Source organism: Metabacillus mesotrionivorans (genome assembly GCF_052171315.1).
In the GTDB taxonomy this organism is placed as follows: domain Bacteria; phylum Bacillota; class Bacilli; order Bacillales; family Bacillaceae; genus Bacillus_P.
This window is the reverse complement of record NZ_JBQMFF010000005.1, coordinates 108,851-124,152: the sequence shown is the minus strand read 5'-3', so window position 1 is coordinate 124,152 and position 15,302 is coordinate 108,851. Positions and strand designations below refer to the sequence as shown.

At 43.5% G+C, this 15,302-nt stretch carries 12 protein-coding genes; all 12 read right to left on the bottom strand.

Annotated features, from left to right (window positions below; all coding sequences use genetic code 11):
* Positions 1–57: 57 nt before the first annotated feature.
* A complete protein-coding gene (gene essA, locus ACTSEZ_RS14840) occupies positions 58–561 on the bottom strand; it encodes a type VII secretion protein EssA (protein ID WP_369734970.1) in 504 nt (167 codons plus the stop codon).
* A complete protein-coding gene (esaA, locus tag ACTSEZ_RS14835; protein ID WP_369734969.1) occupies positions 551–3,445 on the bottom strand; it encodes a type VII secretion protein EsaA in 2,895 nt (964 codons plus the stop codon). Before esaA ends, essA begins: the two co-directional genes overlap by 11 nt.
* The gene (essC, locus tag ACTSEZ_RS14830) at positions 3,442–7,923 is read right to left on the bottom strand and encodes a type VII secretion protein EssC (RefSeq protein ID WP_369734968.1); all 4,482 of its coding nucleotides are present in this window, start codon (positions 7,921–7,923) and stop codon (positions 3,442–3,444) included. Before essC ends, esaA begins: the two co-directional genes overlap by 4 nt.
* 24 nt (positions 7,924–7,947) lie before the next feature.
* Positions 7,948–9,282, bottom strand: coding sequence for a type VII secretion protein EssB (gene essB, locus ACTSEZ_RS14825; protein ID WP_369734967.1), 1,335 nt, complete (start codon positions 9,280–9,282; stop codon positions 7,948–7,950).
* Between the two features lie 14 nt (positions 9,283–9,296).
* The gene (gene yukD / locus ACTSEZ_RS14820) at positions 9,297–9,536 is read right to left on the bottom strand and encodes an ESX secretion system protein YukD (RefSeq protein ID WP_029283122.1); all 240 of its coding nucleotides are present in this window, start codon (positions 9,534–9,536) and stop codon (positions 9,297–9,299) included.
* Positions 9,537–9,628: 92 nt separating this feature from the next.
* Positions 9,629–9,922, bottom strand: coding sequence for a WXG100 family type VII secretion target (locus ACTSEZ_RS14815; RefSeq protein ID WP_369734966.1), 294 nt, complete (start codon positions 9,920–9,922; stop codon positions 9,629–9,631).
* Positions 9,923–10,206: 284 nt separating this feature from the next.
* Entirely contained in the window at positions 10,207–10,533 is a 327-nt protein-coding gene (locus ACTSEZ_RS14810) for a hypothetical protein (protein ID WP_369734965.1), read from the bottom strand.
* A gap of 15 nt (positions 10,534–10,548) precedes the next feature.
* On the bottom strand, positions 10,549–12,459 hold the full coding sequence (locus ACTSEZ_RS14805; protein ID WP_369735136.1) for a DUF6792 domain-containing protein: 1,911 nt from the start codon (positions 12,457–12,459) through the stop codon (positions 10,549–10,551).
* 24 nt (positions 12,460–12,483) lie between these two features.
* Positions 12,484–13,143 carry a YvcA-related protein gene (locus tag ACTSEZ_RS14800; protein WP_369734963.1) on the bottom strand — a complete coding sequence of 220 codons (660 nt, stop codon included), beginning with the start codon at positions 13,141–13,143 and terminating at the stop codon, positions 12,484–12,486.
* Positions 13,144–13,256: 113 nt separating this feature from the next.
* Complete coding sequence (locus tag ACTSEZ_RS14795; RefSeq protein WP_503129029.1) at positions 13,257–13,898, bottom strand: YvcA-related protein; 642 nt, start codon at positions 13,896–13,898, stop codon at positions 13,257–13,259.
* A gap of 59 nt (positions 13,899–13,957) precedes the next feature.
* Positions 13,958–14,602: a YvcA-related protein gene (locus ACTSEZ_RS14790; RefSeq protein WP_369734959.1), complete on the bottom strand. Its 645-nt coding sequence runs from the start codon at positions 14,600–14,602 to the stop codon at positions 13,958–13,960.
* 43 nt (positions 14,603–14,645) lie between these two features.
* Complete coding sequence (locus ACTSEZ_RS14785) at positions 14,646–15,296, bottom strand: YvcA-related protein (RefSeq protein WP_369734957.1); 651 nt, start codon at positions 15,294–15,296, stop codon at positions 14,646–14,648.
* Positions 15,297–15,302: the final 6 nt, after the last annotated feature.

The following is a 15,302-nucleotide window of genomic DNA, read 5'->3' as shown; positions in this document are numbered from 1 at the left end:
GTTCAACTGTTTTCTACAGTGTACCAAATTCTAAAGCCATAAAAAAAGACAGCCGTATTAACGGCTGCCTCTCAAATTGTCTGCTTTTTTGCTTTGTGTCATTTTAGGAATCAGAATTCCGATGATAAGCAAAACCCCCACTGCAATCAGAAGGATATATGTCATCAGCAGTCCTGTGTTTCCGCTTTGCTGCTGTTCTTCGCCAGCGCTGATTGTCCCTGACGTCTGGTCTGTGCTTTCTGAAAACAGCCCCATTTGCTCCGCTTTGGATTTTATGGTGTTGTTCTCTTTTGTGTATTGAGTGAAAAGACGGTCTTTCAGTTCATCCTCAGCATCTCTTCCGGGTTTTTGAAAGGTTAAACTTTTTTGTTCTTCCGGAATTTCTTTTCTTTTTTCATAGAGACCTTTTTCGTGAAGGTACTCTGTGTTTTCCTTGCGCTCTTTTTCTTCATAAATATTCGGGTCAAGCTGATTGAGATCTGTCTCAGCAAGTGCTGATGCCCCGCCCGATAAGAGGAGGGCAAGCAGCAGAATCGCCGCTGAGAGTGTTCTACATTTCATGCGCATGATCCTGATCAGCCGGTTCATTTGTGTTTTTAAAAGCATTGACGACAAACGGCAGAATGGTCAGGACAATGATGATGCCTGCGAGTACAAGTAACCCTTGAGTAAACAGATTTTCAGCATCGTATTGGATTGAAATATACACTTTCGACATTGGATCTTCATAGTTGAAATTCGGCGCAGCCAGTGCAAGCAGCGGGCTTACAAAGAATGCGACAAGTCCTACGCTTGCAACCCAGCCTAAGAAATTGCTGAACAGGAAAGCCGTTCGGACAACTGTTGAGGCGGCGAATACAAGCAGAATGGTAAAGATGGACCACTGGATCGCCCGTTCATTCGTCAAGGTGTAAATATTCAGACCAAATACACTGATAATCAGCCCTACAAGGAGGTTAAGAAGTGTAAACATGGAACCTCTGACAAGCATCGGAGCCGTTTTGAAATAGTTGCTGAAATAGCCGATCAGCAGACTGCTGATTAAGATAATGACCAATATTACGACAGGAGGAACAGCTTTCGCCTGTGCTGCCGGTGCATCTCCGCTGATTTGAAGCGGATTTGCAAGGTGTTCGTAAACATAGCCGTTGTTCTGTCCGTCTACAAATGTGTTGCCGAGGATGCTGAACACATCATCTCTTACAAGCTGGGTAGACGCTACGTTTGTTGACCACTTTTCATTCAGGACATCGGCTTCGGACTGAACCTGGTTCACTTTTTGCTGAAGGTCGTCTGTACTGCTGACAACCGTATCCTGTCTCTCGCCAAGTGAATTCACAAGCTCTGTCATCATCGCAATTTCCTGTCCAATCGTTTGCTGATTGGAGACAAGTGTCGTTCCATCCGAGTTTTCAAGAGGCATTCTTGAAGTTGTATCGCCTGATTCCTGAACCTGGCTGAGAACCTTTGCTGCGCTCTCTTCCATCGCAGTAAGTTCTTCAAGGATGGCTGACTGCTGTGTCTCAAGCTCTGCACTGTACTCGTCCATGAAAGCAAGAGCTGATGCCTGGAGGTCTTCCATTTGCTTTTCTGATTCGGGAAGTTCCTGATTCAGCTTATCCCATGCTCCCTGCTCCTCTGAATTAATGGACAGGATGGTATTGATTTTCGTCTTTTGCCATTCATCTGAAAGCACGGCATCTTTAGCCGGCACTGAAGGGTTGTTTAATCTCGAAACGGCTGCTTCATATTGAGCAAGAACCGTGTGGTAGCTTAATACTTCATTCATTGAACCGTTTTTGATCGGTTCATTAAAGATTGCTTCCAGCTTTTGTTTTCGTTCAGCCGGCAGGGCGTTTAAAACCGCCTGTTCCTGGGACCGGATGGCTGCTGAACCTGAATTTACGTTATCGCTCAGCTTTTTCAGGCGTTCTTCAAGTGCCGTGATCTGCTCCTTCAGAAGCTGATTCTCATTGAAAAGCTCAGTATTTTTAACAAGAAGGGCTTTGTATAGCTCTAAAAGCTTGTCATACTCGCCTTTCCATGAGTTTTCACTCTCTTTAGCCTTTATGGCTTGTTCGACTTCAACAAGCTGGGCAGAAAGGCCGTCTAATTGGCCGATGACCTCATCCACTTGTAGCGGTCTAGGCTCAGGTACTGTTTCAAGAAGGGCTTTCAAAATTTTCAGCTGTTCAGATATGGCAAGAATCTTAGCCCGCTCTTCTTCCATATTGGCAGCATTTCCTTCACCCGGTTCTCCAGGCTGAGGCGTTTCTCCGCCGTCCCCTGGAGGCTGTTCTTCTCCGTCGCCCGGTTCTTCTTCAGAACTTCCGCTAATCGCCTGTCTCAGAGGAATAAGCTCTCCTTCAAGACGGTTCAGTGTATCCTGATTTTCTTTCAAGATAAACATGTCCACATAATCATTGTGAACAGCTTCAAGTTCTCTTTCCTGGCGCTCTGTCTGGCTGAGTCTTACATTCCCGAGGTTTTCGGCTGCAGCCTGATTTTGATCCAGCTTCTGCTGCATCGTCGTCATATCAGAAGCAAGCTGGTCTCCCTCAGCCAGAAAAGCAGCCTGGGCCGCATCCTGCCTTTGGTCAACATCAGATGTACCGCCCTGGATGCTTGTCAGGCTTTCCTCTTGAGCCAGTGTCAAAAGCTGCTGCTGGTCTTCTTGATACGCTTGGTATTTCTCGACATATTCAACGAAAGCAGCAAGGCTTTTTTCAAACTGTTCAGCAGAATTCCTGCGTTCAGGATTCTCTTTTTCAGCCTGTTCAATCGTTGACTTCAGCTGCTCAAGCATTTGCTTTTGCTGCGTCAGCTCACCCGCTAAATCTTTTGAGCTTGGCTTGTAGAAATTAAGCATGGCATTTTGAAAGGCAATTTCTTTCTCAAGGATGCGGTCAAATTCCTGTCGCACATTTTCCATATCCTGAGAAACGTAGCTCCAGTAGAGAGATGACATTTGCTTGTTTACACGGTTTGTTGCGTCTTCAAGCTCACGGAGCACTCTCTGTCTGTTTTCAGCATTCAGCTGGTTTTGAACAGTGTATTCAAACTCCGCTTTTGAAGGCTGCTGCTGATCATAGGTAAGGATGTTATTTGAAAAATTGGACGGAATGTAGATGACCGCATCATATTGTCCGTTTTTCAATCCGTTGACAGCCGCGCTTCTTCCAAGAATCGTCCATTTATATTGCGACTCATCATCAAGGATTGCGGCTACTTCTTTTCCAAACTGGACAGGCTCCGAATCGGACTTTTCTTCCTCTTCGACTTTTTCGGCTCCCGTATCTTCATTGACAACGGCAATATTACGGGTCGCATTTTCTCTCACTTCAAGAGGGTTGTCCCCGATAAACTGAAAGAAAAGCGCCGGCACTGCAAGAATCAGCAGCACCGCAGCAATCATTTTTATCGTATGTTTTCGTTGATCTGTCATGTGTAGATCTTCCTTTCAATGGCGCAAAGAGGAATTTGAATTTTCGTTTCTTTGCCGTTTTCCACATAGTATCCAAATCCAGGGTGTATTTCGCTTTCTTTTCTGCTGTATGGCAGAGTGTACAGCGTTTGCTCTGATTTTTTCATCAGGATCAGAGCCTGCCTGATTTGCTTGATTTCCGTCGTAAATGAATCAAACCCTTTTGTCAGTTCATTGTTATTGCCGGAAATGATGACGTTAAAGCCAAGATGGCTGTAGTTTTTCATAAAACGTGAAAGTCTCTCCTGAAGCATGCTGTCAAGCGACTGCTGGAACCTTGCATATCCGTCGACGACGAGCATCACAGGCGAGAAGGCAAGGTTGTTGACAACGCCCTGCTGGATTGCGGTCAAATATGTGCTTTCCCTCTCTTTGAAAAGCTCTTCTGAAGCATCAAGCCATGCTGTAATCTGCTCTTTTGTATCAAGGTAGGATATTTTTTCTTCAGAAGCATAGCTTGAGAGCCCGCGGTCAATAGAATCAAAGACACCGATTGAATCCGTTGCCTGCAGAAGCGCCGTATTAAGCACAACTTTAAGGACATTGGTTTTGCCTTTTTGAGTCTGGCCAACAATGACACAGTGCTTCGTTTTGACCAGATTGATGCTGACAGGCTGGACATGCTCTTCATCCAGTCCGATCGGAATGACTCCTGTTTTTTGTGAGCCGTCTGTAAACTGAGTGAAATTGACCATAGAAAGCTCTGCAGGAAGCATAGGGATCGGACGCGGAAGTTTTGCTCCGCTGTATTTCTCTTTCAGCATGCTGATGTCTTCCTTGATGGCATCGAGAAGCTCATAATCATCCCTGCCGTCAGCAGGAAGGAACATTTGCGCGAAGAATACCGATTCTTTTTTGATGATGGCCCTGCCCGGAACCGGCTCAGGCGCAAATGGAAGTTTCCCCACTGCCATATAGGTTTCGGTCGTATCCATGAGGTAGTGCAGAATTTTAGTCTTCATGCTGTTCATCAGCGACTGGCGCATCGATTGAACTCGCGTAGCCGTGAAGATCATATAAATGCCGAGTGACTGGCCGTCACGCGCAAACTGGATCAGCTGCGCCTCGAGCTCCTGCATTTCTTCCTTGACCAGATCAAAATTATCAATGGTAATGTACATAAGAGGCAGTTTATGGCTGCTCAGGGAGTTGTACATCTTGATGCTGCTGACTTCCTGCTGCTGGAACAGCTGCTTTCTGCGCGAAATCTCATCGCGCACGATCCGCATGAACTTATCGATTTTCAGCTCCTGATCAAGCTGGAAATAGTCGGCTGTATGCGGCAGCTGTCTGAGCGGCAGAAGCGTTCCATTTCCGTAGTCAATCACATAGAAGTGCGCTTCTTCAGGGCTCAGCTTTGATGCAATGCTCATTAGAAGAAGCATCACTGTGTGGGATTTTCCGTAGCCCGATGAACCAAAAATGGCCACGTTGCCGTCGTCCATCAGCTGATACGCAACCGGTGTCTGACTTTGCTTTTCAGGCTCATCCACAAGCCCGATGAAGATTTCATGCTGATCCTCCGCGCCGTACTGATGGCGCGAGATTCTTGATTCGAGTGGAGGCAGCCACGGGCTTCTGAGCTTTTTGATGCCCATTTCATGCTGCAGCGCCTCAATTTTATCGACAATCACTTCAATTTCAGACTCAGAGTCCTTCTTGCTTTGTTCAGCAGACTGGAGGTTTGAAAGCGGCTGTAGACCTAAATCCGTTACGATTGCCACCTCATCCTCTGATTCTGATGTTTCCTCGAGATAAGGCGCTCCTGACCATGCAGACTGGAACAGCTCGTACACTTCGTTGTTTCCGACCTGCAAATAGCCGCGGCCTGTAATCGTAATGGAGGCTGCATCTGCATTTTTCAATATCTCTTTACTGTCGCTTGCATCTTGAACTTTCAGCGCCACGCGGAACCTTGCGTTGCTCCAGATTTGATCATCAATGACCCCGCCCGGTTTCTGGGTTGCGAGGATCAGATGGACACCAAGGCTTCGGCCGATGCGGGCTGCACTGACAAGCTCGCGGATAAAATCAGGCTCTTCGCTTTTCAGCTCGGCAAATTCGTCTGAGATTAAAAATAAGTGCGGCAGCGGTTCTTCCGCCTGATTGCGTTTGTAAAGCGTCGTGTAGTCGTTGATGTGATTGACCTGATACTGATCAAACAGCCTCTGGCGGCGCTTCAGCTCGCTCTTGATGGAAGCAAGAGCACGCGCGCTGAAATTTTTGCTGCCTTCTATATTTGTAATCGTTCCAAGCAGGTGCGGCATATTTTTAAATGGCTGGGCCATGCCGCCCCCTTTATAGTCAATAAGCAGAAATGCCACTTCATGCGGATGGAAATGAACCGCAAGAGACAGGATGTAGGTCTGAAGGAATTCACTTTTCCCTGAACCGGTCGTTCCCGCAAGAAGTCCGTGCGGTCCATGGGCCTTTTCATGAAGGTTCAGTTCTACGACATCTTCTTTCCCTTTAAGTCCTACAGGAACAGCCAGGGACTTTGCTGATTCCCTAGTCAGCCAGTTCTGCTCAATCGGAAGCTCGTCCACTTCTTTGACATTCACCATCTCAAGGAAGGATACGCTTTTCGGAATGGAATTCGTCATGCCGATCTGGTGATCAAGCGTCCTCAGCATCCTTGCAAACGGCTCATTGCCTTCCCGTTCATGCGAATCGAGCCTGAACGGAATGGAGGCCGCTTTTTTCTCCTGAATAAGAATATCGCCTTCCTGGTCGTTCACATAGCGGACAAGCGTATGAATGTTGTCTGAGAGGCTTTCTTTTGCTTCTGCCGCAAAAATAACGGATATGCCGAGATGAGAGAATTCTCCCTCCAAATATTCCAGGATGACATGGTCTGAGATAAGCTGCTGATTGGTGATGACGAAAATCAGGTGCGGGGCAAATCTTGTTTTTTCATCTTTTTCTTCCAAATCGCGCTCTCTCAGGATTTCATAAATGGATGTAAGAAGCTGATCCCTTGTCTGTTCGTTGTAGATCATGCCCTTGGCATAGGCATGAGGCAGCTGAAAATGCGGGAGCCATTTCATCCATTCCCATGTTTTGTACTCTTTTTCGTTGAAAATAAAGACGAAGCGGACATCATGGTAGCTCTGGGAAAAAGCGAGTTGTCCGATCAGCTGATGAAGCTCCTTTTTGATAACAGCTTCCTTCCCGATCAGGCCCATCGCTCCCTGCGAAAGATCCACACTGACAGGCACGTCGCGCACCTCTTTGTAAACCTTCTCCATTTGCTGGGACTGTTCAAGCAGATCATCCACTTCACGGTTGGCCATATCGTTTGAGCTCAGGGAAATTTCATAACTGGATTTAACCGTTCCAGTACCGATGCGGAGCTCCAAAAAGTCCGTGCTCTCAGGCGTCCGCTCCCAAATTCTGTCGGAAAGCTGCTGGGTCATGTACTTCATCTGCTCAAACGACGGGAAATGAAACGAGAGAACCTGGCGCTGCTTTTCCGATACTTCCTGAAGCTCGCGGCGCTTTGCCTCTAGATATTGTGTATAGACGCGAAGCCTGCGCTCCTGGCGTCTTTTCGTTGTGCTTTTATCTCTGAAATACTGCGCGGTTGATGTGATCAGGGTCATCACGAACATCACCATTGAAATGATGATGAAGATCCCCCGCGGCGCAACCAGCGCCACAATGCCCATTGCAATCATCATGACAAGAGGCGGAAGGATAATCAGCCACAGGCTGCGTGAGTGATCATCGCTCTCCTGGGAAGGGAAGGTGAGATTGACCTTTTCCTTCGGCAATTCATAGATCATCCGCGGCGTCCTGCGGTATATTGGATATTTTTTGCTCATTTCAGAGCGAGGTTTTTCCGTCTTTGGCAGGGAAGACTGAAAACCTTCAAAGCTTGTCACTTGAAGAAGGTCCTCCTCCAGAAGACGCACCGTCATAAACGGCCAGAAGAGAAGGTCACCTGTCTCAAGCGGCGTGATGCTGGCGATTTTCCGGCCGTTCAAGTAAACCGTTTCATCACCCGGCTCGACCTTCCAGCTGCCGTTTGTCCGGAGCAGGCTCAGCTGTTTTTTTCCGAGTGCCGCTGACTGACTTTCCTTGAAAATATGAGCGTCTCTGTTTACTGCCGAGAACGAAACCTCTTTCTTTGAACCTATGAATCTTGTCTCTGAAACCTCTGCTGCCGACGTGAAAAACACCGTCAGCTTTTCTCCGTTATCTTCGAAAACAACCGGTTCATCCGGAGAAGCCGCGCCAATTTCCCGGTCTTCCTGGAGAATGGACAGACCGCTTCTGTTGTCCGGCTTTACAAGCTTAAGCGGGCCCGATGAAAACGGAAAATTTCTCACCGTCAATGTATGCTGGATATCAGGACCGATGGTAACCGGCCTGAATGATTCATCGTTCAGCTGAAGCTGCTGATAGGAATCCCCGTGAAAAACCCATAATGTACTCATGATTTCACCTCCTGTTGCCTATGATCAGTTAGAGCCTGAACCTGCAGGTGCGGCAGGCTTTTCTGCAGGTGCCTTCGCTTTTGCAGCTTCCTCTTTGGCTTTTGCCTCTTGTGCAGCCTGCTTTTCTTCTTCTGCCTTCTGCTGCTCTACCTGTTCCTGTGCCTGCTGTTCTTCTTCAAGCCTTGCTTCTTCTTCTTTCTTTTGAGCTTCCTGCTCTTCTTCGTACTGCTCGATTTCAGCACGGATTTTTTCAAGCTGCTGCTGTTTTTCCTCGCTGTCCAGTTCACTGTCAGCTTTAATTTGCTCTTCATATTTGATCAGACCGAAAATGATTAAATCTCGTTCTTCAAGATTTCTCGCTAGGTCAAGGGCTTCTTTCGCTTCACCTCTGCCGACATGAATCCAGTACTCAAGGTACTGCGGATCAGACTGCAGCGTCACCCGGTTTTTCAGCATTTCTTTCTGGTCCTCTGTAAGTGACTCGTTCACAACGTAGGAGGATGCAAGCTGATATTTTACGACAAGGGGCATCTCATCGATGCTGTAGCCTTCAAGCGTGCTGACAACCTCACTGAAGTTGTTGCCCAGGTAATGTTCATTGCTCGCGACAAACGCTTCCTGTTTAGGATTCAGGGAAAAAAGGGAATAAGCTGTATAAGCAAGGGCCGGTACAAGCAGGATCAAAAAGCCCAGCGCAACATACCGCGTCATCTTCCATTTTTTCTGGGGAATGGTTACAAGCGCTGCATTCCGTCTATCTATTTCCTTCATGTTTTTTTCAATAAGCTCAAGGAGCTGTTCATATGTATCTGCTGATAGAATCTCTTTCGGGACAGGCGGAACATCGAGCGTCTCGTTGAATTTCAAATACTGCTCGAACGAATATTTCGAATCCACTGCAGCCGCCGCACAGGCTTTTACCTCCCGGAACAGCTGGCCGCTGTCCTGTTCATAAGGGGGGATGCTCTCCATCACGCCGTAGTGGAGAAAGTACGGGGTAAAGCTCTGGTCAAAAAGAAGATTCTCGGGACAAACAATAAGATGTATGCGTGAAAGTGAGTGATTTTTTACCTTTTTTACCAGCTGGTAGGAAAAATTCCACTTGCTTCGTTCATCTTTTTTATTTAAACTGGAAAAACCCAAATAAGTTCTAGGCGGCTGAACATGAACCCTCAATTCATCTTCAGCCAGTGTTACATCACGCTTAATCGACGGATCCATTTCTTTGATCATTTCGATCTCTGATACATGATCAAGCTTTACTTTTTCTGTTTGAAAGACGAATGTATAGCCGTCTTTCTCTTTTTCGATGACAGCATCAAGCTGCTGCTCCAAATATGCCGGTTTTTTTTCTGACATTGAGAATGACTCCTTCATAGGATTTCAAATCGGTCTCCTGTTGTAATTCCGCATTCTACAAGCTTATGGTTGCCTGATAGGACAATTTGCTTATTGGGAACGCGCACCCAGTACCCTTCTCGAGGTGGGTCAGAAATGCATTTTGCCTGCCACACAATATCCACTGCTTTTTTCACAGAATGATAGTTCGACAGCCTCAGATCAAATGTTTCTCCTGTATAATGCTTCAAATCTATCGTCACTTCTATATACATGCCTTTTCACCTCAAAAATGAAGAAGCGCCTTCATCTAAAATAGAATCGGCGCTCCTTTTTAGCACTTCACTAAATTGTCTTTCAGATGCTATTAGCCGCGGATTTGGCCAGCAATGTTTGCATCCGCTTCTTGAAGAGCGTGTGCTGTTTTGTCCAATTGTCTTGAGATATCTTCTACAAGATTCTGCATTTGCACGAAAGAAGGCTTAAGCTCCTCGTACTGGTCTCTGAAAGCGTTGCTCGCTTCCCCTTCCCACATAGCCTGAAGCTGACCGATCATGCTGTCAAGACGGCCGATCATTAGACCAAGTTCTCCACCCTCGTTGCTGTAGCGTTTTGACATATCGACAAGTTCTGCTGGTGTTACGCGAATAATTCCTGACATCATTATCTCTCCTTTTACATGAATTTACATTAATTGTATAAACAAAGACCATGAAGGTCAATTGTTACTTGGGTGATACTAGTAAAATGGTACAAACTATCTACTAATATGTAAGAGAGGAAAAAAATCTCACTACTAGTAAAATCTATTTATAAATACCCACTATTAAATGGATAATAAACCTATATTAAGGAAAAAATTTAATAAAAATTCCAGTTTGTAGTTGGTAAGTCCTTTTTGCTTTCTGATCCTTAATGTCTTATTTAGTGGAATAACGTATTAGACTAGCTCACTGGTTCTTTTTTATCATAGCGGATTGTCACGCTCTGAGTGCGGATTTCTTCTATTAAAGAAGCGTATTGGTTCGAAAGCATGTGATTCATGTAGGTATACAGATTGACAGCATGTTCATTCTCCCGCTGAAGCTGACTCAGCTCTTTAAACACTTCATCAATGAACAGGGCGGAGCTGCCTGCCAGTTCATTTGTGATATATGAAGTTAGAGCTGCATCTTCAGAAGCGATTTGGTTCAGCTGGGCATTGATATGATCTGCTTTGTGAGGATGTTCCGAAATCGAATCATACCGGTGCCTTTTATTGACCTGGTTCATCAAAATAACCCCTTTCTATCTCAGCTCAAAAATGGCGGCAATGTCCTTTTCTTCATCAAACATTTTTTCAATCGAGGTTTTAATGGAAGTCACAAGCCTTCTTCCTTTATCAAACTGATACTGAAAATGATGCACAGCTTCCTCCATACGGTCAGCAAATGCAGAGGGGAGAGGCGGGATGTGCTCATGGACCTGAATGCTGCTGATCTCTGAGTCCTCAAGGTTAAACACACTCCTGAAAGCGCGGGGGTTTGTCTCCATATCCTGAATCTGATTGAGCAGATGTCTTTTTCTCGTCTCAAAATCATCAAGAAATACGGCATCATAGGCAGCCCGATATCGCTTAAGCGATTCCTCCCGGGCTTCATAGCTGTCCATGCCCCTCTGATAAATCCGTACCGAAGAGGAAAGATTCACTTCAATTTTCTTCCCGTCTGCACCCGTCTTATAAAGAATAAGATTTCCGCCTTCATAGCGCCTTCCTTTTTTCGCAAGCGCGTTTGAAACCTGCTGCAGGCTGTGGCCCTCGACAGCTGCCCCGAAATCAAGCTTCGCTCTGTCAATGGCAGCAAAGATCTTGTCGAATCTGTCCATTAACCCGTTGATCTTTGAATGGATTGCTTCAAACCGTTCCGTCATATCCTTGATATTTTCATAGAAGGTAAAGGGATTAAGAGTAAGCAGCTCCTCCATCGTGCTCATGCTCATCAGATCTGTTATCATCGAACGGATTTCAATCACATCACTCTCCATGCCCGCGAGCTCACCCTCAATGACTGAAATCTCTTCACTCGTTAAGTCCGTGAAAATACTGAGAATGACCGGTATATTTTCAGCAAGCACAGGCAGCTGCTCGATGAAATCTCTTAAACTTACAGCCATCTCATCAAACTTCTTCATCGTCTCCCAGGCAGAATCCAGCGTATCAACAGGATTGTCCGTGATGCTGAAACCCTCCCACTCGTCCTTTAAATCCTGCATCAAAACAAGATCAATTCCCGTCATCGCCTTAATCAGTCCGTCGTAGCCGCCTGCCTTGTACGCAGGGGCGTACTTCACAAGGAACTTCTGCATCTCATACAAATCCTCATCCGATAGATTCGCAATCCGCTCTCTGATACTCTCAAACTCAGGATTCGAATCCAGCATCGTCCGGCTCCCCAAATCCAAAAATCCGCGCAGCTCAGAAGCAGCAAAGAGCATATCCTCCTCATTCGTAAGGTGGTGGATGTTCTTGCCTTGTTCTTTGTAGTAGGATTCGGCGAAGGCTTTCAGGTCTTTTGGGGGGATGGTGTAGATTTGGTCGAAATCCCGCCTGTTAAATTCAAAGAAATTAGCCAATTCGTAATAAAAGTCTCTATCTAGCTTAGCCAATTGATATGCACTTGGAGGAGCATCATTTATTGCATATACATTATCAAATAAATTATTATTCAATAGGTGCAGCATTTGTATTAAATTACCTCCAAGAGAGTGTCCAATGCCTATGTTTTTTAACTCAACAGAAGTTTTACTTTTAATTTCGCTCGTTACAATTTTATTAAATAAAGAAGCGTGTCTATACTGATTAGTAGTTTCACCAGTATAAATGCCTAATGCATTGTAGATCCAATCAAGTGGGGCATTGTCTTTTAGATCCTTCTCGTTATGTTCACTTCCGCGCGTAATTGTATAAGCTTGGTTAATTCCTTTTTTTGCATCATAAAAGTGTATGATTGTACCATCAAATCCAGAATCAAACTCCCCATTAAGATACTGTTTTTTATACTCTTTTGAATGGTATACTTTAATATTTTGAGGCGGTTCGATACCGGTTTCTTCGATTAATATCCTTCTAATATCTTCCTCAGTTATAAGGGTGCCTCCCCCTCCATATTCTAGCTCTGCAATCCTCGCTCTAACTATGTCAGTATTTATTATTTCCACTGTATTAGAACCCACGTTTCCACCTCAATTTAAAAAGGTAATTGATTCCATCAAGTCCAACGTCTTAATTTGTTCTTCTGTCAGATCCAAATTACATCCTTTATCCGTTTGGAGACAACTAACTGCATTTGTAAAACTTACAGCTTGATTACTTTTTTTGGATTTTACATATCCAAAGACTTCGTAGAAAGATGTATTACCATTTTTTGATTCGTTGATCTTTGATGCAAAATAGATTGTTTTATCATCAAATTCTTTTTTATTGTAGTTTCCTTCATAATTTACACTGTCGGAAATTAAAGATAGGTTTGCTTCTACTTTTTCTGTAACAGGCTGGTTTTCGTACGTATTAATAATAGAATAAGTTGTATTTTCTTCTTCATCATCCGCACCAAAAATTATATTCTCGAAATGTTCTCCTTCTATCTCATAAAATGATTGATCTGTCGTAGCCCCAACTGGAAATTTCATAGTATAGCCCTTTGTTTTTGATTCAAATAGGTAATATCCATCTTCAATTTCCTCAGCTGAATTTAAAAATCCTCTAGTAAACTCATCTTTAAAAGCTTCTGTCTCAGGCATAGATTGTTGTTCTACTTTACCGTTATCCTTTTCTTTACTCATTCCGCAGCCTCCTGTAAATGCAAGCATGGTCGTTAAACACAGCAGTAATACTTTTTTCATTGTGTGTGCTCCTCTCCGGAGATGAAATTTAATATAATGTGAAGTTGCTTGGTCTGCTTTAGGCGTCTTGTTCAACTAACCTGACGTTTACTTCTGTTTAATTGTTTCATCCTTTATTTAAAGATAAGTGATTTCACGATCTTCTCAAAGATTTCATTTCTATTATTAGAATCGAGGCCGCAGCTCTTTTCCTGATCTGTACAGCCTCCATTGAAATTGAGCGATATTGCTTTATCTGTCCCTGTATCCTCTATATAAGCTAAGTGAGTAACAGCTTTTTTCCCATAACTAACTTCTTCTTTGGCTGCATAATAAATATCATGTTCTTTACCAGATTCTTTCCTGTACTCACCTGTATAGCCCGCCATATCAGATAATACATTTAACTTTGCAGAAATATTATTTGTCGTCTTTTTATCTTCGAAAATGACTTTTATGTAGTAGGAATAATTCTCTTCCTCCTTGTCTTCGCCAATTGTAAATGCTTCAAATGAATCTCCGTTAACCTCGTACTCTATATCTGAGATCACTGCATTAACGGGAAAAAGCATGGAGTACGCTTCTGTCCTTGACTCAAATGTATAAAAACCTTCTTCTGTTTCTTTATTTGATTTCATAAACTCCCGAGTGAATTCATCTTGAAATGCTTCTGTATCAGGGATTGATTCTTGATTCATTTTTTCACTTTTTGAACCAGAACTTAACCCGCAGCCGCTTGTAAAAGCTAATAAGATAATGAGGTATAACACTGTCATTTGTTTCAATATTATGGCTCCTGTGTATTATTGATAAAATTTCAGGCTTAAATTTTTTCTCATATAAACTTAATAGATTCCGTTACTCTTTTTATTCTATCTTTTATTACAAAAGGTGATGGTTCACACGATTTTGGTTCATCAATGCATCTTCCAGAAAATACAAAGCGGATACCCTTATCTGATTGATTGGATACGATATAAGCATTATAAAAATACAGCCCGCTATCACGATCATTATATTCCCCGTAATAGATGGTCTTATCGTCAAGTTTATAAGGTGTATACTCACCGCTGTACCCTGTTGCAGCTGACAATTGCTTAGTAAACGTCGAAGTGTTTTTAGCATGAGGGGTTTCTTCAAAATTGATTGTGATAAAATACGTTACGTTCTCTTGATCTATTTTTTCCGCAAAACTGAGTGCCTCATAATCGGTGTCAATCTGTTCGTAGTCTCCTATGGATATTTTCCTATTTTCAGGGAAAAGCATTGTATACCCCTTAGTCTTTGACTCAAACGTATAGTATCCTTCTTCTGGTTCTTTCGTTGATTTTATAAACTCTCTGGTAAATTCATCCTTGAACGCTCGAGTTTCAGGTAAAGATTCCTGATTTTCTCTTCCGCTTCCCTGTTCACTATTCATTCCGCAGCCGCCTGTTACAGCTAGTAAAACAAGAATAAACACCTGTAAGATTCTCTTCAAAATGTCGGCTCCTGTCATGATAAATAAGTTCCTATATGAATGCTTACTCAACAAACTCGATAGAATAAAGTATTTTATTAATCCGTTCTTCTGTTTTTTTCGTTATCCGCTCACAGCTTTTCTCTTCAACAATGCAGTTGCTTACATAGGAGAAGCGAATAGCTTTATTAGAAGCAGTGGATTTTACATAAGCCAAAAGGTAATAATATTCTTTATTTTTAGGACCATCATCTGAAAGGTAGATGACTTTATCTCCCTTTTCTATTCTCTTATATTCCCCTTCATAATCAGTACCGCTGGAAAGCAACTTTAATTTCGTATCAATTTCATCTGTGATTTCATTATCTTCGTAGTTTAACTTAATAAAGTATGAGATTTTCTCACTCAATAGTTCTTCTCCAAAGGATAAGCTTTCAAGTTTATCTTGCTCTGCCAAATAGTCACCTACTGATACTGTAGCATTTTTGGGAAACAAGATTGTATATCCCTTCGTCTTTGACTCAAGCGTATAGTATCCTTCTTCTGTTTCTTTCGTTGATTTTATAAAATCTCTAGTAAACTCATCTTGAAAGGCTTCTGTCTCAGGCATAGATTCTTGATTTGCTTTCCCGTTATTACTTTCTTTACTCATTCCGCAGCCGCCTGCAAAAAGAAATAAAAGAATGAAGAACAGCATGATGATTCTTTTTTCCATTATGAT

What these genes read in the sequence shown, in the direction of transcription:
- essA (WP_369734970.1), bottom strand. Translation starts at nt 561, where the DNA reads ATGAAATGTAGAACACTCTCAGCGGCGATTCTGCTGCTTGCCCTCCTC.
- esaA (WP_369734969.1), bottom strand. Translation starts at nt 3,445, where the DNA reads ATGACAGATCAACGAAAACATACGATAAAAATGATTGCTGCGGTGCTG.
- essC (WP_369734968.1), bottom strand. Translation starts at nt 7,923, where the DNA reads ATGAGTACATTATGGGTTTTTCACGGGGATTCCTATCAGCAGCTTCAG.
- essB (WP_369734967.1), bottom strand. Translation starts at nt 9,282, where the DNA reads ATGTCAGAAAAAAAACCGGCATATTTGGAGCAGCAGCTTGATGCTGTC.
- yukD (WP_029283122.1), bottom strand. Translation starts at nt 9,536, where the DNA reads ATGTATATAGAAGTGACGATAGATTTGAAGCATTATACAGGAGAAACA.
- ACTSEZ_RS14815 (WP_369734966.1), bottom strand. Translation starts at nt 9,922, where the DNA reads ATGTCAGGAATTATTCGCGTAACACCAGCAGAACTTGTCGATATGTCA.
- ACTSEZ_RS14810 (WP_369734965.1), bottom strand. Translation starts at nt 10,533, where the DNA reads ATGAACCAGGTCAATAAAAGGCACCGGTATGATTCGATTTCGGAACAT.
- ACTSEZ_RS14800 (WP_369734963.1), bottom strand. Translation starts at nt 13,143, where the DNA reads ATGAAAAAAGTATTACTGCTGTGTTTAACGACCATGCTTGCATTTACA.
- ACTSEZ_RS14795 (WP_503129029.1), bottom strand. Translation starts at nt 13,898, where the DNA reads ATGACAGTGTTATACCTCATTATCTTATTAGCTTTTACAAGCGGCTGC.
- ACTSEZ_RS14785 (WP_369734957.1), bottom strand. Translation starts at nt 15,296, where the DNA reads ATGGAAAAAAGAATCATCATGCTGTTCTTCATTCTTTTATTTCTTTTT.